Consider the following 26115-nt stretch of genomic DNA (forward strand, 5'->3'; position numbering starts at 1 on the left):
GGGGTGAACGCCGTGGCCAGCACGCCTCCGGGGCGCAGACTTCCGCGCGCCGAGCGGCGAGAGCAGATCCTCGCGGCGGCCACGAGCGCGTTCGGTGCCGCCGGTTTCGAGGACACCACCCTGGACGGCGTGGCCGCCGCGGCAGGAATCAGCCGGGCCATCCTCTACCGGCACTTCGAGTCCAAGGCCCACCTCTACCGGGCGGTGCTGGAACGCGCGCGGGCACGGCTGCATGCGGCCGTGGGCGACCCGCCCTACACCGAGCGGATCATCGACGACCTGCTCACCGCCGCGGCCGGCGATCCCGACGGGTTCCGGCTGCTGTTCCACCACGCGGCGCGGGAGCCGGCCTTCCGCGCCGAGGTCGACGTGTTCACCGCCGAGATGACCGCCACGGCACACGACCACCTCGCCCCCTCCATCCCCGATCCGGGGTGGGCCCGGTGGGCTGCACGGCTGGCCCCGACGGTCACGATCGCCGCCGTGTTGACCTGGCTGGACGCCGGCCAACCGGAGCCGGCCGGGGCCGCCGCTCGACTGCGCCAGGCGGTCCAGGGGATCAGCTCCGCCGCGGGTGCCCCCGGCCGATCGGGCGATGAGCTCCGCGGGCGGGTGGGGTCTGCACCACCATGACCACGATGATCGCCACCCGCAGGCTCGACACGCCTGAGGCATCGCTCGCCTACGACAGTCGCTCGGTCAGGTGGACCTCGACGTCGTCTCCGTCGTCCTTGCCGATGGCCGTGCGGATCGGCGCAGCCACGGGGAGCTTGTGGGTGCCGTCTCCCAGGGCCATGAAGGCTCCGGTGAACGGGTGCCCGTCGACGGTGCCGGCAACCTTCACCAGGCCACGGGTCCCGAAGATCCGTGCTGACTCCGGCAGCTGGACACAGGTCCAGGTGTCTGACGGTCGGACCTTGCCCAGCCGGGCCGTGAACGTGATGTCCAGGGGGCGGGGATCTGCCATGTGAGTACTCCTTCGCGCTGCTGTGCGGGGGCTGTCGGGCCTATCGGAGCTGGCTCTGGTTGGAGTCCTCCAGGTAGACCAGCCCGTTGCCGTCGGGGTCGGTGAAGGAGAACATCGCCGGGACCCCTTCCATCCGCACCAGCTCCTCGTTGTGCAGGGTCGCGCCGGCCTCGCGGACCCTGTCGTGGGCCCGTTGAGCATCGGAGGTGCCCAATCGGATCGCGATCGGGATCGTGCTGTCGGGGGGGAGGAGCACCAGGGCGACACTCGAGCCCGGCGGGGCGACCTCGATCATCCGCGCGCCCGGCCACACCTCCACGTCGGTGCGGAGTTCGCAGCCCAGCACTTCGGTGTAGAACCTCAGCGCGGCGTCCTGGTCAGCCACCGGAACGGAGACACTCAACACTCTCGTCGTCATCGTCATACCGCCTCAGACGGCGCCTCGACCGGAAACTCATCGCCCGGGCGGTCGTCCCGCAGGAAAGACCTCTGACGGGAACGGTGCGGGGCAGGCAGTGCGCCGTGCGGCGGCCGTCCGGTATCTGCCGTCCGGTGGCCGTTCTCGTCGGGGGGGCGGACCGGGACGCCTCCCGCCGGATGGCCGTGCTCGTGGCGGTGACCGCAGCGGCGTCCGGCACGGCCCGGTGCGCGGTGGTCATGGGGAGCACCCAGGGCCTCGGAGATTCGGTCGATGCGCGCCGGTCGCCGGGCCGGAGGTGAGGTGCTGACCGCATCCCCGGCACCCTCCGCCCGCACCCTGGTCAGGGCGGCCGCCCCGGGCGTCGTCGGATCAGAGCGCAGCCGCGCCGGGGCGTGTCAGCCCCAGGGCGCGCTCGAGCACCCGGAACCGGTAGGCCGCGCTCAGCACGAGGAACCACAGCACCAGGGCCGGCAGCACGGTGAAGAACACCGGGTCGGCGGCGCCCGTGAGGCCGAAGTAGTCGCTGACCGCGGGGACGAACAGACCGCCGGTGAACACCGCGGCGAGCCCGGCGACGAGGATCGCCGGGCGCTTGTCGCCGTCCGGCCGCGTCCAGGCGGCGAACCACCGGTTCGGTGGCTTGAGGAAGAGGATGAGCAGGAACGCGGCGAACGAGACGAAGGTGGAGAGCGCGGTCTGGGCCCCGATCGTGGCCGCCGCCTCGGCGAACCCCACGTCGTCGGAGGAGAGCCCGGTGTAGCGCTCGAACGCGGCGAGCACCTCCGCGGGTGTGCCGGTGCGGCCGAGCCCCTCGAACAGGAAGGTGTAGTGGTAGGCGTAGAGCGCGACGCCGCCGGCGGCCGTCACCACCGCTGCCGGGACGACGAACCGCCCGAGGTTCGGGAGCAGGTCCGGGTCCGGCGCCGTCGGTCGCGCCCATGCGGTGAGGAAGAGCGTCGGGACGCCGACGGTGAGCAGCGTCAGCCCGACGTTCGCCGGTGAGTAGGGGAACCCCAGGCCGAGCATCGTCACAGCGAGGATCACCAGGCCCTGCGTGGCGACCCGGGACAGGAAGACCTGCATCGAGGTCCCGATGCCGTCGATGATCCGCCGCCCCTCGTGCTGGGCGGGCAGCAGCGCCCCCAGGGAGTCCTCGGTCAGCACGATGTCGGCGACGTCCCGGGCGACGGCGCTGCCGCTCCCCATCGCCACGCCCACGTGCGCCCGCTTGAGAGCCCGGGCGTCGTTCACCCCGTCGCCGATCATGGCGACGTAGCGTCCCTGCCGGCGCAGTGCGTCGACCAGCCGCTCCTTCTGCTCGGGCGCGATGCGGCCGAACACCGTCGCCCGGACGGCCAGCCGGTCCAGCTCCGCGTCCGTCATCCCGTCGAGCTCGGCACCGGTCACCGGCACCCCGGCGTCCAGCCCGGCCTGCCGCGCCAGGGCCGCGACCGTCCGCGCGTCGTCGCCCGACACCACCTTGAGGTCGATCCCGCCGCCGGCGAACCGGGCGATCGTCTCCGGGACGTCCGGGCGCAACTCGTCGGCGAGGGACACGAGGGCGACCGGCTCGAGGGCGGGCAGGCGGGGGCGCCCCGCGTCGTCCCGGAGCGGCGCGTGCGCGGCGGCGCGGGCGACGACCAGGACCCGGAGCCCCTGGTCGGTCCGCGCGCCGACCGCCTCGGTGAGCGGCGGCCCGGAGAGGTGGGGGGCCAGGCGGTCCGGCGCGCCGAGGACGTGCACGCCGTCGTCGGCGCGCACGGCGCTCCACCGCAGCGACGACGAGAAGGGGATCTCCTCGTGCACCGTCCACGCCCGGCCGGGCAGGGAGTCGGCGAGCGCGGTGGTGGTCAGGTTGGGCGCCGCCGTGCTGCGTGCCAGGGAGCCGACCAGCTCCCCGGCCGCCGCGGTGTCGAGGATGCCGACCGGGTGCACCTCCGCGAGGGCCAGCCGGCCGGTCGTCAGGGTGCCGGTCTTGTCGGTGCAGACGACGTCGACGTGGCTGACCGACTCGACGGCGTTGGTCTGCTGCACGAGAGCGCCCCGCCCGCTGCTCCGGGCCGCGCCGACGGTGTAGGCGACGGCCACAAGGAAGAACAGCCCGTAGGGGACCAGGCCGGAGAGCACCGCGGTGGTCTGCACCACCCGGACCAGGGAGAGGCCTTCCAGCGCGGCCTGGAACAGGATGGTGGCGCTCATCAGGGCGACCAGCAGCATCACCAGCCGGACCACGAACTCGATGCGCAGCTGCAGGGGTGTCCGGTCGGTGGTGGACCGGCGGGCGTCGGCGGTCAGCCGGCCGGCGTAGCTGGCGGCGCCCACGTCACGCGCGAGCTGGTACCCCTCGCCGCCGACGCAGAAGCTGCCCGACAGCAGGTCGTCCCCGGGCCCCTTCTGCAGTGGCTCGGACTCCCCGGTTAGCAGGGACTCGTCGACGTCCACCCGGCCACCGTCGAGGACCGGCCCGTCGACGACGAGCTGGTCGCCGGGGCGGACGTGGACGACGTCGCCGCGGACGACCTCCTCCGGCGGCGCCTCGACGTGCGTGCCGTCGCGCACGACCGTCACCAGACTGCGGTGCAGCAGCTGGAGCCGGTCGAGCTTCCGCCTGGCCCGGATCTCCTGCACGGCGCTGATCGTCGCGTTGACCAGGCCGAGACCGACGCTGGTGAAGGCGTCGCTGTACCGGCCGAGGGCGAGCAGTGCCGCGCCGATGACGAACAGGATCACGTTGAAGAACGAGAAGACGTTCGTGCGGAGGATCTGCGCGTAGCCGCGGGACGACGCGCGGACGCTGACGTTGCCCTCGCCGCGCCGTCGCCGGGCCTCGGCCTCCCGCTGGCTCAGTCCCACCGCCGCGTTCCCGCCCACCGCGGAACCCGACTCCTGCACGTCCATCCGGTTTCCTCCGACCCGGGCCCGACCGGGTGAGCGGGGCCACCCCGGAGTCTGCCGGGCGCGGCCGGCGGCCGCCCGCGCACACGCGGACCACCCAGCAGACGCACAGGCGGCGCCGCCCCGGCCGGCCGCGGGGTCCGGCGCCGCCGACGCGGCAGGCGTGCCGCACCGCAGGGCGACCGTTATGCCCAACAGAACCACGATCCGGACAGACGCCGACGAACCGCGCGGCAACGCCGGGGAGGAGCGGCGTCAGGTCCCCGTGATGCGGCGGCACTCGGGGCAGGGGTCGGCCGAGCCCAGGCCCCGGGGTCCGTCCCACTTCCCCTGGATGACGCCGACCGATGCGCCGCAGACCGCGGCCCAGGGCGCCGGCAGGTCGGCGGTGCTGCGGAGGACGGCGTGCGCCCGCCCGGTGTGCTGGTCGCGGCCGGCGGCGTGGTCGCTGCTCATGCCGACCAGCATGCGTCCCGCGCGTGCGCCCGTGGCCACGGGGTAGCGCAGCGGCCATGGCCACCGCACGCGACACCACCGGCCGGCGCTCCCGGCGGATGCCCGACCGGGCGACCGGGCTGCTGTATGGGCTGGGCTTCGGCGGCTTCGTCGACGGGATCGTGCTGCACCAGATCCTGCAGTGGCACCACATGGTGAGCGCCGTGGAGGAGCCGACGACGCTCGCCGCCCTGGAGGTGAACACGCTGGCCGACGGCCTCTTCCACGCCGCGACCTGGGTGCTCGCCTTCGCCGGCACGATCACCGCCCTCGTCGCCTGGCGGCGCGACCGGCTGGCGCCGAGCTGGAGCTTCCACTTCGGCCTCGTGCTCGTCGGGTGGGGGATCTTCAACCTCGTCGAGGGGCTGATCAACCACCAGCTCCTCGGCATCCACCACGTCCGCGACGACCTCGGTGGCCCGTTGGGCTGGGACCTGGCGTTCCTGGCGTCGGGAGTGCTGCTGATCGGGGGCGGGTGGCTGCTGCACCGTCGCGGTGTGCGCCGCCTCGCCGCGCGCGCCGGCGTCCGGGAGACCTGAGGGGGCCGGCCCCCGGCCGGGGGTCTTGTCCGCCACCCACCTCCCAGGGCAGGCTGTGACGCACGACACATCAGCACCAGGAGGCACCGTGGCAGCCCGCGCAGCACATCCCGTTCCCGCACGCGGCTCCGACGGCTGAGGTCGGTCCATGGGCAAGGACATCCCCCCGGCTCCCGCTCCCCGCCCGCCCGCGCTGGTGCGCAACGTGGCCCTCGTCGGCCGGGCCGGCGCCGGCAAGACGACGCTGGCGGAGGCGCTGCTCGCGGCCACCGGGGCCGTCCCGCGCGCCGGGCGGGTGGAGGAGGGGACCACCTGCCTGGACACCGAGGAGGTGGAGATCCGCCAGCAGCGGTCGGTCTCCCTGGGCGTGGCCGCCGTCGAGCACGACGGCCACCGGATCACCCTCCTCGACACCCCGGGTTCCCCCGACTTCGTCGGCGAGCTGCGAGCGGGGCTGCGGGCGGCCGACTCGGCGCTCTTCGTGGTCTCGGCCGTGAGCGGGGTGGACGCCGGCACCGTCCAGCTGTGGGAGGAGTGCGCCGCGGTGGGCCTGCCACGCGCCGTGGTGCTCACCCAGATCGACCGGCCGCGTGCCGACGTCGCCGAGGCCGTGCGTCTCTGCCAGCTCATGCTGGGGGAGGGGGTGTACCCGGTGCACCTGGTCGACCGCGGGCCGGACGGCGCCGCGCGCGGCCTGGTCTCGCTCCTGGAGCCGCATCTCGACGCCGCCCGCACCGGCGACCAGGACGCCGACCGCCTCCGCGCCGAGCTGATCGAGGGGATCATCGGCGAGAGCGAGGACGAGACCCTCATGGAGCGCTACCTCGCCGGCGACGAGCTCGCCGTCCCCGACCTGTTGGCCGACCTGGAGACGGCCGTCGCCCGCGGGCACTTCCACCCCGTCCTCTGCGCCGCCCCGCTCACCGGGGTCGGCATCGACGAACTGCTCGAGCTCGTCGTGGCCGCCCTCCCCTCGCCGACCGAGCACGGGTGCCCGCCGGTCACCCGGCCCGACGGGTCACCCGCGCCGCCGCTGCAGTGCGACCCCGACGGCCCGCTCGTCGCCGAGGTGGTCCGCACGACCACCGACCCCTACGTCGGCCGGATCTCGCTGGTCCGCGTCTTCTCCGGCACCCTGCGACCGGACGTCGCCGTGCACGTCTCCGGCCACGGGCTCGCGGAGCGGGGGCATCCCGACCACGACGCCGACGAGCGGATCGGCGTCCTCTCCGCACCGCTGGGCTCCGCGTTGCGGCCGGTCGCGGCGTGCCCCGCCGGCGACGTCTGCGCGGTCGGCCGGCTGGCGACGGCCGAGACCGGCGACACGTTGAGCTCGCCGGAGGAACCCCGGCTGGTCCCCCCGTGGGAACTGCCGGTGCCGCAGCTGCCGGTGGCGGTGGAGGCTGCTTCCCGCGGTGACGAGGACCGGCTGGCCACGGCCCTGGCCCGGCTCGTCGCGGAGGACCCCACCGTCCGGCTGGAGCGGCGTCCCGACACCGGGCAGCTCCTGCTCTGGTGCGTGGGGGACGCGCACGCCGAGGTGCTGCTGGAGCGGCTGCGCAGCCGCCACGGCGTCGCCGTCACCCCGGTCCCGGTGCGGGTCCCCCTGGTGGAGACGCTCCGCGGCCAGGCGCGGGTGACCGGCCGGCACGTCAAGCAGTCCGGCGGGCACGGCCAGTACGCCGTCGTCGTCGTCGAGGGGGAGCCGGGGGAGCCGGGCTCCGGGATCGTCTTCGAGCAGCGCATCGTCGGTGGCACCGTGCCCGTCCAGTTCCACGCCAGCGTCGAGAAGGGCATCCGCGCGCAGGCCGCGCGCGGGGTGACCGGTGACCGGCCGCTCGTCGACGTCCGGCTGACCCTCGTCGACGGCAAGGCCCACTCGGTGGACTCCTCCGACGCCGCCTTCCAGGCCGCCGGCGCCCTGGCCCTGCGGGAGCTGGCGAACGCGGCCGGCACCCGGATCCTGGAGCCCTGGTGCGAGATCCGCGTCCGGGTTCCGGCCGAGTTCGTGGGCGCGGTGATGAGCGACCTGTCGTCCCGCCGGGCGCGGGTGACGGGTACCGAGGCCGACCCGGGCCGGGACCGGGCCACCGTGCACGCCGAGGTGCCGGAGGCCGAGCTGCTGGGCTACCCCGGCGTGCTGCGATCGGTCACGCACGGCACCGGCGCCTTCGACCGCCGCCCACTCGGGTACGAGCCGGCTCCCGCGGCGGTCGCCGTGCCGGCCTGAGCGACGCCGTCCCGGCGAGTGGGCGGGCCCGCCGTGGCCCGTCCGGAGGCCCGCCGCGAGCCTGCGAGCGACGAGGGGGCCGGTGGCTCCCGGCAGGGACCCGCCGCGAGCAGGCGAGTGGTGGGGGGCAAGGGGTCCTTCTACTAGCCTCGGGCACGGTCGTGCTGGCACTGGAGGGAACGTGACGTCGTCGAACGGGCCGTCGGCTGCCGTACCCGTACCCCCGTCCCGGACGACGCCGGCCGCGCTGCCCGACCGCCAGGCCCTTCCGGACCGCGTCTGGACGCTCCCGAACGCGCTGTCGGTGCTGCGGCTGCTCGGCGTGCCGTTGTTCCTGTGGCTCCTGCTGGGCCCGGAGGAGGACGGCTGGGCCCTCGTGGTCCTCATGGTCTCCGGTTTCACCGACTGGCTCGACGGCAAGCTCGCCCGCTGGCTGGACCAGGGCAGCCGCCTGGGTGCCCTGCTGGACCCGGCCGCGGACCGGCTCTACATCGTCTCCACCCTGGTCGCGCTGGCGCTGCGCGAGGTCGTGCCCGTGTGGCTGGTGGCGCTGCTGCTGGGCCGGGAGCTCGTCCTCGGCCTCATGCTGCTGCTCCTGCGGGCGCACGGTTACCCGCCGCTGCAGGTGCACTACCTGGGCAAGGCGGCCACGCTCCTGCTGCTCTACGCCTTCCCGGTGCTGCTGCTCGCCGACGGGAACGGTCCGCTGGCCACCGTCGCCGCGCCGTTCGCCTGGGCGCTCACCATCTGGGGCACGGCGCTCTACCTGCTGGCCGGCATCTTCTACGTCGTCCAGGTCGTGGGGTTGCTCGCCGCGGACCGGTCGGCGGCCTCCCGGAACTCGCCGTGACCGGCACGCGCCCGGCCGGTGGCGTCCGCTCGCTGGGGGCCTCCCTGCTCGACGACGTCCTCGCCGAGACCCTCGACCCTGCCTACGCCGACGCGGCCGCGCGCAAGGCCGGGGGAGAGGCACCCCGGCGAGGCCGGGGGCGGGTCCTGGTCGCGCTCACGATGGCCGCCGCGGGCCTGCTGGCCGCGGTCACCTACGACCAGGCCGCCGCCAAGGCGCAGGGACGGCAGGAGATCCGCGAGGCGCTGGTCAGCGACATCCAGGACGAGTCGGCCCTCAGCGACGACCTGACCGCGCGGCTCGAGGAGCTGCGCGCCGAGGTCAGCCGGACCAGCGACGAGCTGCTCGCCGCCACGGCGGTGGGGCAGCGCGCGCTGGACGCCCTCGCGCGGGCCGAGCAGGGCACCGCCGCCGTCGCCGTCGCCGGGCCGGGGCTGCTCGTCACGCTGGCCAACGCCGAGGCCGAGGCCGACGACGACCCGCTCGCCGGGAGCGCCGCGGATGCCCGGAACGTGCAGGTGGCCGACGGCGACCTGCAGCTCGTGGTGAACGCGCTCTGGGCCGCCGGCGCCGAGGCGATCAGCATCAACGGCCAGCGCCTCGGCCCCACCAGCGCCATCCGGTTCGCCGGCGAGGCGGTGCTCGTCGACTTCCGCCCGGTCACCAACCCCTACCGGGTCAGCGCCATCGGCGACCCCGACGCGCTGGCCAACGCCTTCCTCGCCAACCCCGAGGTGCGTGCGCTGGCCTCGTTCTCCGCGTCCGCGGGGTTGCGGTTCGAGTTCGCCAAGGAGGACGAGCTGTCCCTGCCGGCCGCCAACCCGCCGGAGCTGCGCTTCGCCGAGCCCGTCACCCCCCGCCGGGTCCCCGGCACCGAGCCCAGCCCCGGAGGCTGACGACGTGATCCCGATCCTCGGTCTCGCCGCAGGCGTCCTCCTCGGCCTCCTCTTCGACCCGACCGTCCCGCTGTGGCTGCAGCCCTACCTGCCGATCGCCGTCGTGGCCGCCCTCGACGCCGTGTTCGGCGGCTTCCGGGCCCGGCTCGACGGCATCTTCGACGCCAAGGTGTTCGTGATCTCGTTCGTCTCCAACGTGGTGGTGGCCGCGCTCATCGTCTTCCTGGGCGACCAGCTGGGGGTGGGCGCGCAGCTGTCCACGGCGGTCGTCGTGGTGCTCGGCATCCGCATCTTCGGCAACGCGGCCGCCATCCGGCGGCACGTCTTCCGCGCGTGACGGCGGACCGGCCACCCGCCCCACCGGGAGCTGTCGCGGGACCGGACGGGCCCGACGCCGCCGGCGCGCCTCCCGACCCGGCCGCGCGGCGGCGCCCCGATCGCCTGGCGGCGGCGCTCATCGGCGTGCTGACCCTCCTGCTCGGGTTCGCGCTCGCGGTCCAGGTGCGCAACGCCGACGAGGCGCAGATGCTGGCCGGCGCGCGCGAGGAGGACCTCGTGCGCATCCTCGACGAGCTCAACAGCCGGGAGGAGCGGTTGCGGGCCCAGCTGACGGAGCAGCGGGCGGCGCTCCGCGAGCTCAACGGCTCGGGCAGCCAGACCGGGGCCGCATTGCAGGAGGCCCGCCGCCGCGCCGAGGCCCTCGGCATCCTGGGCGGCACGCTGCCGGCGCAGGGGCCTGGCATCGCCCTCTCCGTCAGCGACCCCGCTGGGGCCGTCCGGGTGTCCGACCTCCTCGACGTGATCCAGGAACTGCGCGGGGCCGGCGCGGAGACGATGCAGGTCGACGACGTCCGCATCGGGCTGTCCAGCGCCGTCACCGGGACGACCGGCGACCTCCGTGTCGACGGGACGTCGTTGCGCTCGCCGTACGAGTTCGTGGTCCTGGGGGATCCCCAGAGCATGGCGACGGCCATGAACATCCCCGGCGGAGTGGTGCAGCGGATCGAGCGGCGTGGCGGCTGGGTGGAGATCGCCCAGTCGCCCGAGCTCGTCGTGGACGCGTTGCGGCCGTTGGACCGCCCTCAATACGCTTCGCCCGAGACCGACTAAGGACCTCGGTGCCCCCACCTCTCGCTCCGCTCGAGGTGGGCCCCTGCACCGAGGCCGTTCCATCACCTCACCGGGAGACGATCGCCCGCATGGCCACGCCCGACGACCGCCGCTACACCGACCAGCACGAGTGGGCGCTGGTGCAGGGGACCGACGGCACGTCCACCGTCGTCCGGGTCGGCATCACCGACCACGCCCAGGACGCCCTGGGGGACATCGTCTTCGTACAGCTGCCCGAGGTGGGGGCCGAGGTGGCCCCCGGCGCCCCGATCGGCGAGGTGGAGTCCACCAAGTCGGTCTCCGACGTCTACGCGCCGGTGGCGGGCGTCGTGGCGGCGGTCAACGACCGCCTCACCGATGCCCCGGAGACCATCAACGCGGACCCGTACGGCGCGGGCTGGCTGGTCGACATCGCCGTGCCGGGGGAGGGCGGCGACCCGATCGGGCAGCTGCTCGACGCCGACGCCTACCAGGCCGTGGTCGACGGCTCGTGACCGGCCCGCCGGGAGGCTGACTCCCGGCATCGATCACTATGATCGCGTGGGGCTGGGAACAGCGGGGCACCTGCGGTGAACCCGCCCCCCGGCCCTGCACCTCCGGTTGACCCTCGGGCCGACCGGCTGGTTCCATGACCCACGGTCCGCCGCCCCCGCGGCGGCCGACCCACGGCGGGCCGCCCGGCCCACCGTCCGCCGGCCGCCCGCGGCCAGTTCCAGGTCCGCGGCGGGCCCCTCGCACCGGAGGAGACGCAACGTGCACTGCACTCGATGTGGCCACGAGAACCCCGAGGGCAGTCGCTTCTGCGCGCAGTGCGGTGCGGCGCTGGCCCCCGAGCGCGTCGGCGAGGCCACCAGCGTGATCCCGAAGGTCGGCGGTGAGGAGTCCGGCGAGCAGCCCGAGGTCACCGAGGCTGCGGACGCGCACGCGGGCGCCGTGGAGTCGCTGCCGGCCGGTTCGGCCCTGCTGGTGGTCAAGCGCGGCCCCAACGCCGGGAGCCGGTTCCTGCTCGACCAGGACGTCACCACGGCCGGTCGGCACCCCGACAGCGACATCTTCCTCGACGACGTCACCGTCAGCCGCCGGCACGTCGAGTTCCACCGCGAGGGCGGGGGCTTCTCGGTGCACGACGTCGGCAGCCTCAACGGCACCTACGTCAACCGCGAGCCCGTCGACGTCGCCACCCTGGCCGGTGGCGACGAGGTGCAGATCGGCAAGTTCCGCCTGGTGTACCTGACCGGCCCGCGCACGGGCGAGCCGGCCGCTCGCTAGTGCGCCGACCGGCGATCTTCCGCATGTGGGGACCGCGGACCGGGACACCGACAGGGCGTCCCGGGGAGAGAGGGGCGTGACCGCCGTGCCCGAGCGCGAACGTGCGCTCGGGGACGCCGGCGACCAGCACGCGCCGCGCCTGACCATCGGCGAGGTGCTGGCAGTGCTGCGCGACGACTTCCCCGACGTGACGATCAGCAAGATCCGCTACCTGGAGTCCGAGGACCTGGTCCACCCGCAGCGCACGCCGTCGGGGTACCGCAAGTTCTCCCGGGCGGACGTGAGCCGGCTGCGGTACGTGCTCACCGCGCAGCGCGACCACTACCTGCCGCTGCGGGTGATCAAGGACCACCTGGACGCGCTGGACCGCGGTGAGCCGCTGCCCGGCACCGGTGGCGCGTCGGCGCCGCTGCCCCCCGCCTCCACCGAGGAGGGGGCCGCGGCCCCGTTGACCGCCGAGCAGTTCGCCCGGGCCGCGGGGCTGGAGCCCGAGCAGCTCGCCGACTGCGTGCAGTTCGGGTTGCTCAGCACCGACGCCGACGGCCGGCACCCTGCCGCGGACCTCCCCATCGCCCGGGCGGCGGCGGGGCTGGCCCGGCACGGCATCGAGCCGCGGCACCTGCGGGTCTACCGCAGCGCCGTGGAGCGCGAGGCCGGCCTCGTCGAGCAGCTCGTCGCCCCCGTCCTGCGGGCGCGGTCGGAGGAGGCCCGGACACGGGCCACCGAGAAGCTGCAGGAGCTGGCCGCGCTCTCCGCGCAGTTGCACACGGCCCTGCTCGAGACGCGGCTGCGCGACCTCCTGCGCCCCTGAGGGCGGCGTACCGTGGACGCCGTCGCCGTCCGCGCCCGACCGATGTCCCGGCAGTCGCCGGCCGCCTGTCCGATCCGCCCGCCCGACCGCGGGCCGCAGCCGAGGGAGCAGCCACCGTGCAGGAGCTTCGAGTCGTCGGTGTCCGCGTCGAACTGCCCGGCAACCAGCCGATCCTGCTGCTGAAGGAGACGCAGGGCGAGCGCTACCTGCCGATCTGGATCGGCGCCGTCGAGGCGGCGGCGATCGCGTTCGAGCAGCAGGGCGTGCGTCCCGCCCGGCCCATGACGCACGACCTGCTCCGGGAGGTGGTGCGCACCCTCGGCGCGGAGCTGGAGGCGGTCAACATCACCGAGATGCGCGACGGCATCTACATCGCCGAGCTGGTCTTCGGTGACGACCGGGTGGTCAGCGCCCGCCCCTCGGACGCCGTGGCGCTCGCCGTCCGCACCGGGGCGCCGATCTTCGGGGCCGAGGACCTGCTGGACGAGGTGGGCATCGAGATCCCCGACGAGCAGGAGGACGAGGTCGAGAAGTTCCGCGAGTTCCTCGACCAGATCTCGCCGGAGGACTTCGGTGCCGGCTCGGGCTCCGGCGGCGGGTCGGCCTAGCCGGTCGACGCCGGCCCGGAGCGCATGCGCCCGGGCGGGCGTCAGGTGGGCCTCCAGGTCCTATCGGCAGGCCCGTGCCCGACCATCACCCGAAATGGTGCTGGTGTGACGACACGCCGCCCCGCTCAGTTGACCGGCCTCCGGGCCCGGCTTACCGTCAGCGAACAACAACGGTGTGACACCTGAGGTCCGGGGGTGTGGAGCCGTCGACCTGCCGCTCCGGTGGCGGGACAGAGGAGGACGCTGGACGTGAGCGACCAGGGCAACGGCTCGCAGGGTCAGCTGTTCAGCGACGCCGCCGTCGGGGCGCCGCAGTACGACCAGGTCGACACCGACCTGGTCGGTTACCGCGGTCCGACCGCCTGCGCCGCTGCCGGCATCACCTACCGCCAGCTGGACTACTGGGCGCGCACCGGCCTGGTGTCCCCGTCGGTCCGCAGCGCCACCGGGTCGGGTACCCAGCGGCTGTACTCCTTCCGCGACATCCTGGTGCTCAAGGTCGTCAAGCGCCTGCTGGACACCGGCGTCTCGCTGCAGAACATCCGCAAGGCCGTCGACCACCTGCGCCAGCGCGGGGTGAAGGAGCTGGCGAACGTCACGCTCTTCTCCGACGGGGCGACGGTGTACGAGTGCACCTCCGCGGAGGAGGTCGTCGACCTGCTGGCCGGCGGTCAGGGCGTCTTCGGGATCGCGGTGTCCGGCGCGCTGCGGGAACTCTCCGGTGAGCTGGCGGAGCTGCCGGCCGAGCGGATCGACGGTGGCCAGGTCGTCCCGTCCGACGACGAGCTCTCCATGCGCCGCCGGCGCCGCGCCGCGACGGCGTAGTTCAACGCGACGAGCCCCGTCCGCGGTCGTGGGCGGGGCTCTCTGCTGCCCGGGTCGCCCGCTCGGGCCCGGCGCGCACGCGATCGCGGGGACGGCCCGCTGGTACCGTCCGAGCAGTGACCGACCGCGCCGCCGCGTCCACCGGGAAGACCTCCGCACCGTTCGCGGGGCCGCTGCCCTCGTTGAACGCCCTCGACCCCGCCGGCTCCTTCACCGGCCGCCACATCGGGCCACGCCCCGGCGACACCGCGGCGATGCTCGAGGTCGTCGGGCACCCGTCGCTGGAGTCGCTGGTCGACGCCTGCATCCCCGAGGGCGTGCGCGACCGGGCGCCGCTCGACCTGCCGCCCGCGGAGAGTGAGGCCGCCGTCCTCGGGCTGCTGCGCGAGCGCGCCGCGGCCAACGAGGTCTTCACCTCGATGATCGGCCTCGGTTACTCCGGCACCGTCACCCCGCCGGTGATCCAGCGGACGGTGCTGGAGAACCCGGCCTGGTACACCGCCTACACGCCGTACCAGCCCGAGATCAGCCAGGGGCGGCTCGAGGCCCTGATCAACTTCCAGACCACCGTCGCCGACCTGACCGGCCTGCCGGTCGCCGGTGCCTCGATGCTGGACGAGGCGACGGCCGCCGCCGAGGCGATGACGCTGGTGCGGCGCGCCGGCCGCGCCACGGCGGACGCGGTCTTCGTCGTCGACGCCGACACGCTGCCGCAGACCCTCGGCGTGCTGCAGACCCGCGCCGAGCCGCTCGGCATCCGCCTGCACGTCGCCGACCTGTCGGACGGCTGGCCCACGGACCTCCCCGAGGCGGGGGCGTTCGGCGTGCTGCTGTCCTACCCGGGTGCCAGCGGCGCGGTCCGCGACCACCGGGCGCTCGCCGCGGCCGCGCACGAGGCGGGGGCCTCGGTGGTCGTCGCCGCGGACCTGCTCGCGCTCACGCTGCTGGAGGCGCCGGGGGAGTGGGGCGCCGACGTCGCCTGCGGCACGACCCAGCGCTTCGGCGTCCCCATGGGCTTCGGCGGGCCGCACGCCGGCTACCTCTCCGTGCGTGAAGGCCTGGCGCGGCAGCTGCCCGGCCGACTGGTGGGCGTCTCCGTGGACGCCGACGGCGACGTCGCCTACCGCCTGGCCCTGCAGACCCGCGAGCAGCACATCCGCCGGGAGAAGGCCACCAGCAACATCTGCACCGCCCAGGTGCTGCTGGCCGTGATGGCCGGCGCGTACGCCGTCTACCACGGCCCCGAGGGCCTGACGGCGATCGCGGCGCGGGTGCACCGCAGCGCGACCGCGCTGGCCGGCTGGCTGACCGCCGGCGGCCTGCGGCTGGTGCACGAGCGCTTCTTCGACACCGTCTGCGTCTCCGTGCCCGGACGGGCGGCGGAGGTGGTCGCCGCCGCCGCGCAGCGCCGGATCAACCTGCGCCAGGTCGACGCCGACACCGTCGCCGTCGCCTGTGACGAGACGACGACGCCGGCGGTCCTCCGGGACGTCGCCGCGGCGTTCGGCGTGGCCGCGGACGACGCGGCCCTGGCCGACGACGGGGCCGATGCGCTGCCGCCGGAGCTGCGTCGCCGGACGCCCTTCCTCACCCATCCGGTCTTCGCCGCGCACCGCTCGGAGACCGCGATGCTGCGCTACCTGCGCTCGCTGAGCGACAAGGACCTGGCGCTGGACCGCACGATGATCCCGCTGGGCTCGTGCACGATGAAGCTCAACGCGGCCACCGAGATGGCCGCGATCACCTGGCCGGAGTTCGCGAACCTGCACCCGTTCGCGCCCGCCGACCAGGCCCGCGGCTACGCCCGGCTGATCGAGGAGCTGTGCGCCGGCCTGGCCGAGGTCACCGGCTACGCCGCGGTGAGCGTGCAGCCCAACGCCGGGTCGCAGGGGGAGTTCGCCGGGCTGCTGGCCATCCGCGGCTACCACCGCAGCCGGGGCGAGGAGCTGCGCGACGTCTGCCTGATCCCCAGCTCGGCGCACGGCACGAACGCCGCGAGCGCGGTGATGGCGGGCATGCGGGTGGTCGTGGTGGCCTGCGACGAGGCGGGCAACGTCGACCTCGCCGACCTGCGCGCCAAGGTCGACCAGCACGCCGACAGGCTGGCCGCGATCATGATCACCTACCCGTCGACCCACGGCGTCTTCGAGACCGACATCCAGGAGATCTGCGCCGCCGTGCACGACGCCGGCGGGCAGGTCTACGTCGACGGGGCCAACCTCAACGCCATGGTGGGGCTCGCGCGGCCCGGCCGGTTCGGCTCCGACGTCAGCCACCTGAACCTGCACAAGACCTTCTGCATCCCGCACGGCGGCGGCGGCCCCGGCGTCGGCCCGGTCGCCGTGCGCGAGCACCTGGTGCCGTTCCTGCCCGGGCATCCGGTCGTGGACACCGGCACCTCCGGTCCGGTCGTCTCCGCCGCCCCCTGGGGCTCGGCGGACATCCTGCCGATCTCCTGGGCCTACATGCGGTTGATGGGACCCGACGGCCTGACCCGGGCCACCCAGCACGCGATCCTCGCGGCCAACTACGTGGCCACCCGGCTGCGCGAGCACTACCCGGTGCTCTACACCGGGACGAACGGGCTCGTGGCCCACGAGTGCATCCTCGACATCCGCCCGCTGACGAAGGCCTCCGGCGTCACCAACGACGACATCGCCAAGCGGCTCATCGACTTCGGCTTCCACGCCCCGACGATGAGCTTCCCGGTCGCCGGGACCCTCATGGTGGAGCCGACCGAGAGCGAGGACAAGGCCGAGCTGGACCGGTTCGTCGACGCGATGGTGCACATCCGCGGGGAGATCGAGAAGGTGGCCACCGGCGAGTACGACCGGGAGGACAACCCGCTGCGCAACGCCCCGCACACCTTGTCGATGGTGGCGGGGGAGTGGGGCCGGCCCTACCCGCGCAGCGAGGCGGTGTTCCCCGTGCCGGCGCTGCGGGGTCGCGGCTACCTCAGCCCCGTGCGCCGCATCGACCAGGCCTACGGTGACCGGAACCTGGTCTGCTCCTGCCCGCCGCCGGAGGCGTTCGCCGAGCCGGAGCCGCAGGAGGTGCCCGGCGCAGTGCCCGACCGGGCACAGGGGGCGCCCGACGACCTGGGAACCACCGCCGACGTCGTGGGCGCCGCCCGCTGAGGCCCCGAGCCCCCCGCCGGATCGACGGGGGGCTCGGGCGACGCCGCGGGGCGCGAGGCGGGCGGCGGCTACGCGCCGACGGGCTCCGGCGCCAGCCAGACGTGGTGGTCGGGAACGGCCTGGCCGTCGGGCAGCAGCTCACCGTCGTCGTCGAACAGGACGACGCCGTTGCAGAGCAGCCGCCACCCCTGCTCGGGGCGGCTGCGCACCACGGCGGCGAGGTCGCGGGCCTCGCTGGCGGGCTCGGGGCACGGGGTGCGGTGGGTGCACATGGGAGCTCACATCCGTTTCGCCGGGGAACACCGGCAGTCACTGGCTGTACTTGTCCGATCACCGGACATCAACAGTGTCGGCACGTCGGTGCCCCCAGGTCACGTGAGGCGGGTCACAGTCTCACTCGTCGGGGTCGTCAGGTCCTGCCCTGGCGGTTGCCGGGCTCGGGTGGGTGCGCCGGTGCCGGCGGCGTGTCGCGTGGTCAGAGCTTGCGCAGCAGGACCCTGCGGACCGAGTGGTCGGCGGACTTCTGCAGCACCAGGCGGGCGCGGGACCGGGTGGGTGCGATGTTGTCCCGCAGGTTCGGCCCGTTCACCGCCGACCAGATGCCCAGCGCCGTCTCCCGCGCCTGGTCGTCGGTCAGCGCCGCGAAGCGGTGGAAGTAGGCCGTGGCGTCCTGGAACGCCGTCCGGCGCAACGCCAGGAACCGCTCGACGTACCAGCGCTGGATGTCGGCCTCGGCGGCGTCGACGTAGACGGAGAAGTCGAAGAAGTCCGAGAGGAAGATGTCGGGCGCGGAACCGTCCGTGCGGCGTCCGGCCTGCAGCACGTTGAGCCCCTCGAGCACGAGGATGTCCGGTCGGTCGACCGCCTGCACCCGTCCGGGCACGATGTCGTAGGACTGGTGGTCGTACACCGGCGCGAACACCTCCTCGCGGCCGGACTTCACGTCGGCCAGGAAACGCAGCAGTGCCCGGCGGTCGTAGCTCTCCGGGAACCCCTTCCGGCCGAGCAGGCCGCGCTCCTCCAGGACGGCGTTGGGGAGGAGGAATCCGTCGGTCGTCACCAGGTCGACCCGGGGGGCGCCCGGCGTGGCCGCGAGCAGCGTCTGCAGCAGCCGGGCCGTGGTGCTCTTGCCGACGGCGACGCTGCCGGCGACGGCGATGACGAACGGCACCTTGGCGGTGGTGTCGCCCAGGAACTCGCTCTGCGCGGCCCACAGCCGACGGCTGGCCGTCACGTGCAGGCTCAGCAGCCGGGCCAGCGGCAGGTAGACGGTGGCCACCTCGTCCAGGTCGATGCGGTCACCCAGCGAGGCCAGGTCCTCCAGCTCCGCCGCGTCCAACGGCAGGCTCGTGCCCGCCGCGAGCGCTCGCCACGAGTCGCGGTCGAACGCCGCATAGGGCGAGATGGAGCCTCGAGTGCCAGCCGTCACGCGCCCCATCGTGCCGTCCACCCCGCCGGCGGCGTGCGCGCGGGGTCACCCGGGCGGGTGGCCGGCAGCGGCCGGCGGGTGGGCGGGGGCCCGCCGGGCCGGGGCGGGTCTAGTGTTCTGGCGTGCCGACCCGTCCGGGAACGCTCGAGTGCATCGAGCGCTACTTCGCCGCCGCGCCCCAGCCGGACGCGCGGATCGAGGCCGCCGGGGCGCTGGACGTCCCGCTCGCCGATCCCGCCTGGCCCTATCCGGCCCGCCCGCGCCGCGGCGGCGACGAGGTGACCGCCGAGGACGTGCGCGCCGCGATCGCGCTGCAGCAGGCCGCGGGGGTGCCGGCGGCGCTGGAGTGGATCCTGGAGTGCTCGCCGGAGGTGGGGGTCGCCGTCCGAGCCGTCGGGATGACCGTCGAGGAGCTTCCGCTGCTCGTGGCCGCCGACCCCGTCGACGTCGTCCTCCCGGCCGGGGTCCGGCTCTTCCTGGTCGGCGCCGACGACCCGGAGCTGCCGCACTACCAGCACGTCGCCGCGCTGGCGTTCGCCCACCCCGGCGGTGCCGCCGACGTGCACGAGGTCCCACTGGAGTCGTCGGCGGAGGCGCAGCGGCGGACCGCCGTCCTGCGCGAGCGGATCGCCGACGGCCGGACGGTGATGATGGTCGCCATCGAGCACGGCCAGCCGGTCGCGGTCGGCTCCCACCAGCCCGTCGACGTCGACGGCACCGAGGTCAGCGAGATCGTCGGGGTCGCGACGCTGCCGCGGCTGCGCGGCCGCGGGCTGGGCGCCGGCGTCGCCTCGGCGCTGGCCGCGCACGCCCGGGAGACCGCCGACCTGGTCTTCCTGGCTGCCGGTGACGACGACGTGGCGCGGGTGTACGAGCGCATCGGGTTCGCCCGGGTCGCGACCACGGCCGTGGCCGAGCTCCCGCAGGACTGAGCCCGGAGGTCAGGAGTCCCGGGCCGAGGGCAGCTCGGCCGCCGCGGCGTCCAGGGCGGCGCGGGCCTCGTCGTAGCCCACCGACGCCGGGACCTCGCTGAGCAGGACCACCACCCTGCGCCCGATCACCCCGACCGAGTGCAGGTGGCGGTTGCCGTCGACGCAGCACATCCAGCCCTGCTTGACCGCGGGGCGCCCGGGAACGGCCCCGAAGACGCCGAACTTCTGGTCGAAGCCGTCGGCCGCCGTGGGTGTCGCCAGCCGCATCCACGCCAACAGCGCCGACGCGTCCGCGGGGTGTGCGAGCGCGGGGAGCAGCGTCAGGAACCGGGCCAGGTCCCGGGCGCTGGTCAGCGTCCGGCCCCACTGCCCGGCCTCGGCCGGCGGATGGGTGCTCGAGAGCCCGTACCGCTCGGCGACGTCGACCACCATCCGTGGCCCGCCGTACCGCACCCACAGCTGCGAGGCGGCGGGATCGTCGGACCGCCGGATCATGGCCTGCAGCAGGGCGAAGTCCTCGCGGTCCAGTGCGAGGCGACCCGCCCGTGCGCGGTGCAGGATGTCCGCGGCCATGAAGAGCTTCACCATCGACGCCCCGGGGATCGGGCGCTGCGCCGCCTCCCCGTTGTCCGCGCGGTAGGCGGCCATCCGCGCCGCGGCCGCCTCGGCCGACCGGGGGGAGTGGTCGCCCGGTGGCTCCGGTTGCCGGGCCACCGCCACAGCGAGCGTCCCGGCCACCTCGTAGGCGTCCACCACGGCGGAGACGACCTCCTCCGGTGACGGACCCCGAGCCCCGGCGGGGGCCGGGGCGAGCACGGCGGCCACGAGCACGGCGACCAGCAGCGCCGGGAGCGAGGTGACCAGCCGCCCGGCGCGGTACCGGTGGGGCTCGCGCGCCGGGCCGGTCGCGCCCGGGGGACCGCAGGACGTCGTCGCCATGCCCGCGCGGTACCCACCGCGCGAGGATCGGTTCAACGTTGGATCACATCTGGTCGGTGGGTCGTCGCAGCGCGGAGGTGCCCGGCTGCGGACCGGTCAGGCCTGCTCGTAGGTGACGACCAGGGTGGCCCGCGCCAGCGTGTGGAAGAAGAGGTTGAACCCGAGTACCGCCGGCGTGGTGCTCGCGTCGACGTCGAGCCGGTCGGTGTCGACGGCGTGCACCACCACGAAGTAGCGGTGCGGCCCGTGCCCGGCCGGGGGAGCCGCACCGACGTACCCGGCGAAGCCGCCGTCGTTGCGCAGCTGCACCGCGCCGTCGGGGAGCTGCGGGGCGTCCTTGTCACCGGCGCCCGAGGCCAGCTCGGTCACCGACGCCGGGATGTTCGCCACCGCCCAGTGCCAGAAGCCGCTGGCCGTCGGGGCGTCGGGGTCGAAGACCGTGACGGCGAAGCTGCGGGTGCCGTCGGGAAAGCCCGACCAGGACAGCTGCGGGGAGCGGTCCTCGCCGCCGGCACCCATGACTCCGCTGACGTGGGGCATCGGCATCGTCTGCCCGTCGGACACGTCGCTGCTGGTCACGGTGAAGCCCGGTACCCGCGGCAGGAAGTCGTAGGGGTTGGGCGGGGTGGGCCGGTCGGCCATGGTGGTCCTCTCCCTCGGTAGCGGTACGACGGCTGGCGGGTCCGCCGGAGCGTCCCCCCGTCGGACCCTAGGCAGCGACGCCTCACGGCGCCCGTCGGACCGGTGCCGGCACGCAGCCGTCGCCGTCCCGACACGTGCGCGTCCCCGGTCGCCGGTAGCGTCGCCGGCGTGTTCACCTCCCGATCGGTCGGTCTCCCGAACGGCGTCCGGGCCTGCCTGTTCGACCTCGACGGGGTCCTCACCCGGACCGCGACGGTGCACATGGCGGCCTGGAAGCGGACCTTCGACGACTTCCTGCGGTCGCGCGACCCCGCGGCCCCGGAGTTCACGCAGGACGACTACAACCGGTACGTCGACGGAAAGCCCCGGGCCGACGGAGTCCGCGACTTCCTCGCCAGCCGCGGCATCGTGCTGCCGGAGGGCGAGCGGGGAGACCCCCTGGACGCGGCGACCGTGCAGGGGGTGGCCGGGCGCAAGAACGAGCTGGTCCTGGCGGAGCTGGCCGAGCACGGTGTCGAGGTCTACGAGGGATCGGTGCGGTACCTGCGCGCGGTGAAGGAGGCGGGCCTGGCCACCGCGGTGGTCACCGCCTCGGCCAACGGCGAGCAGGTGGTGGCCGCCGGCGGGTTCGCCGACCTGATCGACGCCCGCATCGACGGCGTCGTCGCTCGGGAGCGGGGGCTGGCGGGCAAGCCCGCCCCGGACACCTTCCTCGCCGGCGCCCACGCCCTGGGCGTGCCGCCGCAGGAGGCCGTCGTCTTCGAGGACGCCCTGGCGGGGGTGGCCGCCGGCCGGGCGGGCGGGTTCGCCCACGTCGTCGGTGTCGACCGGGTCGGGCACGCCGACGGTCTCCGGGACGCCGGCGCCGACGTGGTCGTGGCCGACCTCGTCGAGCTGCTGGAGAAGCCGTGACCGAGGGGCGGGCGGTCTTCCCGGTCGAACCCTGGGCGCTCACCGAGGTCGGGCTGGACCGCGACAGCCTCGGCGTGCACGAGTCGGTGTTCGCCCTGGCGAACGGTCACCTCGGGATGCGCGGGTCGCTGGAGGAGGGGGAGCCGGTCGTCGTCCCGGGCACCTACCTCAACGGCTTCTTCGAGGAGCGGCCGCTGCCCTACGCCGAGGCCGGCTACGGCTTCCCGGAGATGGGGCAGACCGTGGTCAACGTGACCGACGGCAAGCTGATCCGGCTCCTGGTGAGGGACTCGCCACTGGACCTGACCTACGGCGAGGTCATCGACCACCGGCGCACCCTCGACCTGCGCGCCGGGGTGCTCCGGCGGTCGACCGAGTGGCGTTCGCCCAGCGGCCGGACCGTGCGCGTCACCAGCACCCGCCTGGTCTCCCTGGCCCGGCGCTCGATCGCCGCGATCGAGTACCGGGTGGAGGTCACCGACGACCTCGGGGACCTCTACGTCGCGCTGCAGTCCGACCTGCTGGCCAACGATGACGGCGCCCCCGACGGCGACCGCGATCCGCGCGCCGCCGCCGCCCTCGCCCACCCGCTGGAGTGCGAGCTCGCCGCCGGTCGCGGCCGCCGCGCCGTGCTCGTGCACCGCACCCGCCGCAGCCGGCTGCGCATGGCCGCCGGCATGGACCACGTCATCGAGGTCCCCGACAGCTGCACCGAGGACATCGAGGCCGCCGGGGACCTCGCCCGCTACACCCTGGCCGCCCGCATCCCGCCCGGCGGGTCGCTGAAGCTGGTCAAGTTCCTCGCCTACGGCTGGTCGTCGCGCCGCTCCAGCGCAGCGCTGCGCGACCAGGTGGAGGCCGCGCTCGCGACGGCGAAGCTGGCCGGCTTCGAGCGCCTGCTGCGGGAACAGCGCGAACTGCTGGCCCAGCACTGGGACGAGGCCGATGTCGAGATCGAGGGGGACGACGAGCTGCAGCAGGCCGTGCGGGTGGGCATGTTCCACGTCCTGCAGGCCGGGCTGCGCGGCGAGCGGCAGGCCATCCCGGCCAAGGGGCTGACCGGTCCGGGCTACGACGGGCACACTTTCTGGGACACCGAGACCTACGTCCTGCCGGTGCTCACCTACACCGCACCGCACGCTGCCCGGGACGCGCTCATCTGGCGGCACACCACGCTGGGCCTCGCCCGGGAGCGGGCCCGGGTGCTCGGTCTGCGCGGTGCCGCGTTCCCGTGGCGGACGATCAGGGGCGAGGAGACGTCGGGCTACTGGCCGGCCGGCACCGCCGCCTTCCACATCAACGCCGACATCGCCGACGCCGTCGTCCGCTACTACGACGCCACCCTCGACGACGCCTTCGACCGGGACTACGGCACGGAGCTGCTCGTCGAGACCGCCCGGCTCTGGGCGTCGCTGGGGCACTTCGACCCCGAGCACGGTTTCCGGATCGACGGGGTGACCGGGCCCGACGAGTACACCGCCGTCGTGGACAACAACGTCTACACGAACCTCATGGCGCAGCGGAACCTGCGTGAGGCCGCCGCCGCGGTGCGCCGTCAGTCGGCGGTGGCCGGCCGGCTCTCGGTGACGGAGGACGAGGTGGCGGAGTGGCTGCGGGCGGCGTCGTTGATGGCGGTGCCCTACGACACCCAGCGCGGCGTCCACATGCAGTCCGACGGGTTCACCCACCACGAGGAGTGGGACTTCGAGGCGACGCCGCGGGAGCACTACCCGCTGCTGCTGCACTACCCCTACTTCGAGCTGTACCGGAAGCAGGTGGTCAAGCAGGCCGACCTGGTGATGGCCCTGCACCTGCGGGGGGACGCGTTCACCCTCGAGGAGAAGATCGCCGACTTCGCCTACTACGAAGCGCGCACCACCCGCGACTCGTCGTTGTCGGCCACCCAGCAGGCCGTCGTCGCCGCCGAGACCGGCCACCTCGACCTCGCCCACCAGTACTGGGCCGAGGCGGCGCTCACTGACATCCAGAACCTGCACCACAACTCCGGCCACGGGCTGCACATCGCCTCGCTGGCCGGAGGGTGGACCGTCGCCGTCGCCGGGTTCGGCGGACTGCGTGATCACGGCGGTCAGCTGTCCTTCGCGCCACGGCTGCCGGAGCGGATCAGCCGGCTGCGGTTCCGCGTGGTCTACCGCGGACGCAAGCTCACCGTCACGGTGGAACGCGAGCGGGCCACCTACCGGCTGGTCGACGGGGACCCGCTGGACATCAGGCACCACGGGCGGCAGGTCCGCGTCGACCACGACGACGTCGTGCTCGAGGTTCCGCCCGCCCCTGCGGTCGCCCCGGTGCACCAGCCGCCGGGCTGCGAGCCACGCCGCCGCGCCCGCGGCTGAGCCCCTCCCGCCGGCCGCGGGTCGGTGCTCGCGAGCTCTGTCACGCAGCCGCAGCCGAGTGCGGTCCGGGGCGCCTCCCAGGGCCCCGGGTGGCGTCGCGCTCGGCGCGACGGCGACGCACTTCCGTTATCCCCAACAACAGATCAGCTGTCGCCGTGGTTCAGACGAGCAACCACCTCGCGCCCAGAACGAGCGCTCCAACATCGACGAGCAGGAAGACGCCCACCCAGACGATCGCGGGGAACGGGGTCAGCCGGGCCAGCTGGTCGGCGTCGGAGTCCCGTGCACCTCGACGGCGCCGGGCGCGCTGGAGCTCGAGCACGGCGCGGGGCGCGGCCAGCAGGAGGAACCACGTGGCGACCGCCGCGAACGCCGCCTGACCCGCCGGCGGCAGCCACCAGGTCGCGCCGAAGACCACCGCACCGGTGGCGAGCACGGACCACAGCCCGAACCAGTTGCGGATCTGCACCAGCAGGAGCGCGAGCAGCACGAGGAGCGCCCAGAGCAGTCCGATGGCGTGCCCGGCGGAGAGCAGCGCCGCGGCGCCGAGCCCGAACAGCGCGGGCCCGGTGTAGCCGGCCGCGCAGGTGAGCACCATGCCCAGGCCCGTCGGCCGACCCGCGGAGACGGTCAGGCCCGAGGTGTCCGAGTGCAGCCGGATGCCGGCCAGCCGCCGCCCGGCCGCGAGCGCCACGAGCCCGTGGGCCCCCTCGTGGGCGATCGTCACCACGTTGCGGGCGGGCCGCCACAGCGCGGGGGAGAGGACGAGCAGCGCAGCGATCGTGGCCGTGGCGAGCAGCACCGTCGTCGATTGGTCCGGCACCGTCGCCGTCACGCGGCTCCAGAAGCGGGCGAGGACCTCCACGGACGGCAGTCAACCCCACCGACCTGGCCGTGACGGGGGAGTGGCCGGGGTGTCGGCCGAGGCAGGGCTCACACCGCTGCGGGGCTCCCGCCGGCCCGCGTCGCGAGCGATGCTGGTGGCATGACGACGACCAGCACCGTCACGCGGGACGACCTCCCGGTCACGGTGTCCTTCACGCGGCGCGCCGACCCGGCGCACGCGCGCGAGATGACGGCGTGGATCCGTGCCGGTCTCAGCATGGCGGAGGGCTTCTCCGGCTTCCTCGGTGGCGGCTGGGTCCGCTCCCGGCGGGACGCCGACGAGTGGCACATGCTCGTGAGGTTCGCCGACCAGGCCACGTTGGCCGCCTGGGAGGCCTCCTCGGAACGCCAGTGGTGGTTGCGGTCCGCGCAGGGGCTGGCCGAGGTCACCCGCACCGAGCGGCGCACCGGCATCGAGGGCTGGTTCGACTCACCGGTCGCGGAGGAGGTGCGCCCTGCACCCGCGCCGGCTGCTCCACCGCGGTGGAAGCAGGCGGTGACCATCTGGCTGGTCTTCTTCCCGGTGAACCTGCTGGCCACCGTGACGCTGGGAGCGGCGCTGGCGGAGGTCCACGTGGTGCTGCGCGTGCTCGCCGTGACCCTCGCGCTGACGCCGGTCATGACCTACCTGCTGCTGCCCTGGATCACCGCCCGGCTGCAGTGGTGGCTGCAGGGCCGTCGCTGGCGGGAGCGCTAGGAGCCGGCACCGCATGCGCCGGCGCCGGAACCGCCGAGGTCAATTGCCCGGCTTGACCGCCTTGCCGCGTTCCTGCTCCGCCTCGTCGGCCTCGTAGGCGCCGGGGATCGCCTGCGCTCCGCCCCCGTCACCCGTCCCGGGCGTGAGCGGCCGCCGGGTCAGGTCGTGCGGGCCGGAGGAAGGCGTGCCACCCGGCTCGCGCCTCTCGTCGGTGTCGGGTCGTCCCTCGGTCACGGCATCCTCCAGGGGCTCGGGTTACACGGTCCGCG

At 74.5% G+C, this 26115-nt stretch carries 27 protein-coding genes; 17 read left to right on the top strand and 10 right to left on the bottom strand.

Annotated elements, in window-relative coordinates:
• Nucleotides 1-3 precede the first annotated feature (3 nt).
• The gene (locus ACI799_RS14520) at nt 4-633 is read left to right on the top strand and encodes a TetR/AcrR family transcriptional regulator (protein ID WP_456595687.1); all 630 of its coding nucleotides are present in this window, start codon (nt 4-6) and stop codon (nt 631-633) included.
• A 49-nt stretch (nt 634-682) separates the two neighbouring features.
• Here ACI799_RS14520 and ACI799_RS14525 read toward each other — a convergent pair whose 3' ends face one another.
• The 4 genes from ACI799_RS14525 to ACI799_RS14540 all read right to left on the bottom strand — a co-directional run bounded on the left by ACI799_RS14525 (nt 683) and on the right by ACI799_RS14540 (nt 4739).
• Nucleotides 683-967: a DUF1905 domain-containing protein gene (locus ACI799_RS14525; protein ID WP_456613354.1), complete on the bottom strand. Its 285-nt coding sequence runs from the start codon at nt 965-967 to the stop codon at nt 683-685.
• A gap of 40 nt (nt 968-1007) precedes the next feature.
• Entirely contained in the window at nt 1008-1391 is a 384-nt protein-coding gene (locus ACI799_RS14530; protein ID WP_456613355.1) for a VOC family protein, read from the bottom strand.
• A gap of 366 nt (nt 1392-1757) precedes the next feature.
• Nucleotides 1758-4286: an HAD-IC family P-type ATPase gene (locus tag ACI799_RS14535; protein WP_456613356.1), complete on the bottom strand. Its 2529-nt coding sequence runs from the start codon at nt 4284-4286 to the stop codon at nt 1758-1760.
• A gap of 252 nt (nt 4287-4538) precedes the next feature.
• Nucleotides 4539-4739: a hypothetical protein gene (locus ACI799_RS14540; RefSeq protein WP_456590823.1), complete on the bottom strand. Its 201-nt coding sequence runs from the start codon at nt 4737-4739 to the stop codon at nt 4539-4541.
• Nucleotides 4740-4795: 56 nt separating this feature from the next.
• On the opposite strand from ACI799_RS14540, the gene ACI799_RS14545 reads away from it, so the two are divergent.
• From ACI799_RS14545 to gcvP, 12 genes are all read left to right on the top strand, one after another.
• On the top strand, nt 4796-5317 hold the full coding sequence (locus ACI799_RS14545) for a DUF2243 domain-containing protein (RefSeq protein ID WP_456600076.1): 522 nt from the start codon (nt 4796-4798) through the stop codon (nt 5315-5317).
• A gap of 148 nt (nt 5318-5465) precedes the next feature.
• Nucleotides 5466-7547, top strand: a complete 2082-nt coding sequence (locus ACI799_RS14550; protein WP_456613357.1) for an elongation factor G-like protein EF-G2 — start codon at nt 5466-5468, stop codon at nt 7545-7547.
• Between the two features lie 181 nt (nt 7548-7728).
• The gene (locus tag ACI799_RS14555; protein ID WP_456613358.1) at nt 7729-8397 is read left to right on the top strand and encodes a CDP-alcohol phosphatidyltransferase family protein; all 669 of its coding nucleotides are present in this window, start codon (nt 7729-7731) and stop codon (nt 8395-8397) included.
• Entirely contained in the window at nt 8394-9293 is a 900-nt protein-coding gene (locus ACI799_RS14560) for a DUF881 domain-containing protein (protein WP_456590827.1), read from the top strand. The genes ACI799_RS14555 and ACI799_RS14560 overlap by 4 nt, the downstream gene beginning before the upstream one ends.
• A 4-nt stretch (nt 9294-9297) precedes the next feature.
• Complete coding sequence (locus tag ACI799_RS14565; protein ID WP_041775731.1) at nt 9298-9630, top strand: small basic family protein; 333 nt, start codon at nt 9298-9300, stop codon at nt 9628-9630.
• Nucleotides 9627-10403, top strand: coding sequence for a DUF881 domain-containing protein (locus tag ACI799_RS14570; protein WP_456613359.1), 777 nt, complete (start codon nt 9627-9629; stop codon nt 10401-10403). Before ACI799_RS14565 ends, ACI799_RS14570 begins: the two co-directional genes overlap by 4 nt.
• 89 nt (nt 10404-10492) lie before the next feature.
• Nucleotides 10493-10897 carry a glycine cleavage system protein GcvH gene (gene gcvH / locus ACI799_RS14575; RefSeq protein ID WP_456590829.1) on the top strand — a complete coding sequence of 135 codons (405 nt, stop codon included), beginning with the start codon at nt 10493-10495 and terminating at the stop codon, nt 10895-10897.
• Between the two features lie 259 nt (nt 10898-11156).
• Nucleotides 11157-11672, top strand: coding sequence for an oxoglutarate dehydrogenase inhibitor Odhl (odhI, locus tag ACI799_RS14580; protein ID WP_456590830.1), 516 nt, complete (start codon nt 11157-11159; stop codon nt 11670-11672).
• A gap of 76 nt (nt 11673-11748) precedes the next feature.
• Entirely contained in the window at nt 11749-12483 is a 735-nt protein-coding gene (gene ftsR, locus ACI799_RS14585; protein WP_456590831.1) for a transcriptional regulator FtsR, read from the top strand.
• A gap of 116 nt (nt 12484-12599) precedes the next feature.
• Nucleotides 12600-13091, top strand: a complete 492-nt coding sequence (locus tag ACI799_RS14590) for a bifunctional nuclease family protein (protein ID WP_456590832.1) — start codon at nt 12600-12602, stop codon at nt 13089-13091.
• A gap of 249 nt (nt 13092-13340) precedes the next feature.
• Entirely contained in the window at nt 13341-13916 is a 576-nt protein-coding gene (locus tag ACI799_RS14595; RefSeq protein WP_456590833.1) for a MerR family transcriptional regulator, read from the top strand.
• A gap of 116 nt (nt 13917-14032) precedes the next feature.
• Nucleotides 14033-17053: an aminomethyl-transferring glycine dehydrogenase gene (gcvP, locus tag ACI799_RS14600; RefSeq protein WP_456590834.1), complete on the top strand. Its 3021-nt coding sequence runs from the start codon at nt 14033-14035 to the stop codon at nt 17051-17053.
• A 68-nt stretch (nt 17054-17121) separates the two neighbouring features.
• On the opposite strand, the gene ACI799_RS14605 is transcribed toward gcvP, so the two are convergent.
• Both ACI799_RS14605 and coaA read right to left on the bottom strand, forming a co-directional pair.
• Nucleotides 17122-17325 carry a DUF5999 family protein gene (locus tag ACI799_RS14605; RefSeq protein ID WP_456590835.1) on the bottom strand — a complete coding sequence of 68 codons (204 nt, stop codon included), beginning with the start codon at nt 17323-17325 and terminating at the stop codon, nt 17122-17124.
• Nucleotides 17326-17528: 203 nt separating this feature from the next.
• Complete coding sequence (gene coaA / locus ACI799_RS14610) at nt 17529-18491, bottom strand: type I pantothenate kinase (protein ID WP_456590836.1); 963 nt, start codon at nt 18489-18491, stop codon at nt 17529-17531.
• Between the two features lie 113 nt (nt 18492-18604).
• Here coaA and ACI799_RS14615 point away from each other — a divergent pair, with 113 nt between their 5' ends.
• The gene (locus tag ACI799_RS14615; protein WP_456590837.1) at nt 18605-19414 is read left to right on the top strand and encodes a GNAT family N-acetyltransferase; all 810 of its coding nucleotides are present in this window, start codon (nt 18605-18607) and stop codon (nt 19412-19414) included.
• Nucleotides 19415-19423: 9 nt separating this feature from the next.
• Here the strand turns inward: ACI799_RS14615 and ACI799_RS14620 are convergent, their stop codons facing one another.
• Nucleotides 19424-20353, bottom strand: a complete 930-nt coding sequence (locus ACI799_RS14620; protein WP_456613360.1) for a serine hydrolase — start codon at nt 20351-20353, stop codon at nt 19424-19426.
• 96 nt (nt 20354-20449) lie between these two features.
• Nucleotides 20450-20995, bottom strand: coding sequence for a YbhB/YbcL family Raf kinase inhibitor-like protein (locus ACI799_RS14625; RefSeq protein ID WP_456613361.1), 546 nt, complete (start codon nt 20993-20995; stop codon nt 20450-20452).
• Nucleotides 20996-21163: 168 nt separating this feature from the next.
• Here ACI799_RS14625 and ACI799_RS14630 point away from each other — a divergent pair, with 168 nt between their 5' ends.
• Together ACI799_RS14630 and ACI799_RS14635 are read left to right on the top strand one after the other, a co-directional pair.
• Nucleotides 21164-21907 (top strand): beta-phosphoglucomutase family hydrolase, encoded by a 744-nt coding sequence (locus ACI799_RS14630; RefSeq protein ID WP_456590840.1) that lies wholly within the window; start codon nt 21164-21166, stop codon nt 21905-21907.
• Nucleotides 21904-24264 carry a glycoside hydrolase family 65 protein gene (locus ACI799_RS14635; RefSeq protein ID WP_456613362.1) on the top strand — a complete coding sequence of 787 codons (2361 nt, stop codon included), beginning with the start codon at nt 21904-21906 and terminating at the stop codon, nt 24262-24264. Before ACI799_RS14630 ends, ACI799_RS14635 begins: the two co-directional genes overlap by 4 nt.
• A gap of 160 nt (nt 24265-24424) precedes the next feature.
• On the opposite strand, the gene ACI799_RS14640 is transcribed toward ACI799_RS14635, so the two are convergent.
• Nucleotides 24425-25129, bottom strand: a complete 705-nt coding sequence (locus ACI799_RS14640; protein WP_456613363.1) for a M50 family metallopeptidase — start codon at nt 25127-25129, stop codon at nt 24425-24427.
• 120 nt (nt 25130-25249) lie between these two features.
• Here ACI799_RS14640 and ACI799_RS14645 point away from each other — a divergent pair, with 120 nt between their 5' ends.
• Nucleotides 25250-25846: an antibiotic biosynthesis monooxygenase gene (locus tag ACI799_RS14645; RefSeq protein WP_456590843.1), complete on the top strand. Its 597-nt coding sequence runs from the start codon at nt 25250-25252 to the stop codon at nt 25844-25846.
• A gap of 39 nt (nt 25847-25885) precedes the next feature.
• Here the strand turns inward: ACI799_RS14645 and ACI799_RS14650 are convergent, their stop codons facing one another.
• Nucleotides 25886-26080 carry a hypothetical protein gene (locus ACI799_RS14650; RefSeq protein ID WP_456595678.1) on the bottom strand — a complete coding sequence of 65 codons (195 nt, stop codon included), beginning with the start codon at nt 26078-26080 and terminating at the stop codon, nt 25886-25888.
• Between the last annotated feature and the right edge of the window lie 35 nt (nt 26081-26115).

The sequence above is a fragment of the Blastococcus sp. SYSU DS0753 genome (genome assembly GCF_054051175.1).

Excerpts from the sequence above, each read along its gene's own strand:
- ACI799_RS14525 (WP_456613354.1), bottom strand. The coding sequence starts at position 967 with ATGGCAGATCCCCGCCCCCTGGACATCACGTTCACGGCCCGGCTGGGC.
- ACI799_RS14530 (WP_456613355.1), bottom strand. The coding sequence starts at position 1,391 with ATGACGATGACGACGAGAGTGTTGAGTGTCTCCGTTCCGGTGGCTGAC.
- ACI799_RS14535 (WP_456613356.1), bottom strand. The coding sequence starts at position 4,286 with ATGGACGTGCAGGAGTCGGGTTCCGCGGTGGGCGGGAACGCGGCGGTG.
- ACI799_RS14540 (WP_456590823.1), bottom strand. The coding sequence starts at position 4,739 with ATGAGCAGCGACCACGCCGCCGGCCGCGACCAGCACACCGGGCGGGCG.
- ACI799_RS14545 (WP_456600076.1), top strand. The coding sequence starts at position 4,796 with ATGGCCACCGCACGCGACACCACCGGCCGGCGCTCCCGGCGGATGCCC.
- ACI799_RS14550 (WP_456613357.1), top strand. The coding sequence starts at position 5,466 with ATGGGCAAGGACATCCCCCCGGCTCCCGCTCCCCGCCCGCCCGCGCTG.
- gcvH (WP_456590829.1), top strand. The coding sequence starts at position 10,493 with ATGGCCACGCCCGACGACCGCCGCTACACCGACCAGCACGAGTGGGCG.
- ACI799_RS14605 (WP_456590835.1), bottom strand. The coding sequence starts at position 17,325 with ATGTGCACCCACCGCACCCCGTGCCCCGAGCCCGCCAGCGAGGCCCGC.
- coaA (WP_456590836.1), bottom strand. The coding sequence starts at position 18,491 with ATGGGGCGCGTGACGGCTGGCACTCGAGGCTCCATCTCGCCCTATGCG.
- ACI799_RS14620 (WP_456613360.1), bottom strand. The coding sequence starts at position 20,353 with ATGGCGACGACGTCCTGCGGTCCCCCGGGCGCGACCGGCCCGGCGCGC.
- ACI799_RS14625 (WP_456613361.1), bottom strand. The coding sequence starts at position 20,995 with ATGGCCGACCGGCCCACCCCGCCCAACCCCTACGACTTCCTGCCGCGG.
- ACI799_RS14645 (WP_456590843.1), top strand. The coding sequence starts at position 25,250 with ATGACGACGACCAGCACCGTCACGCGGGACGACCTCCCGGTCACGGTG.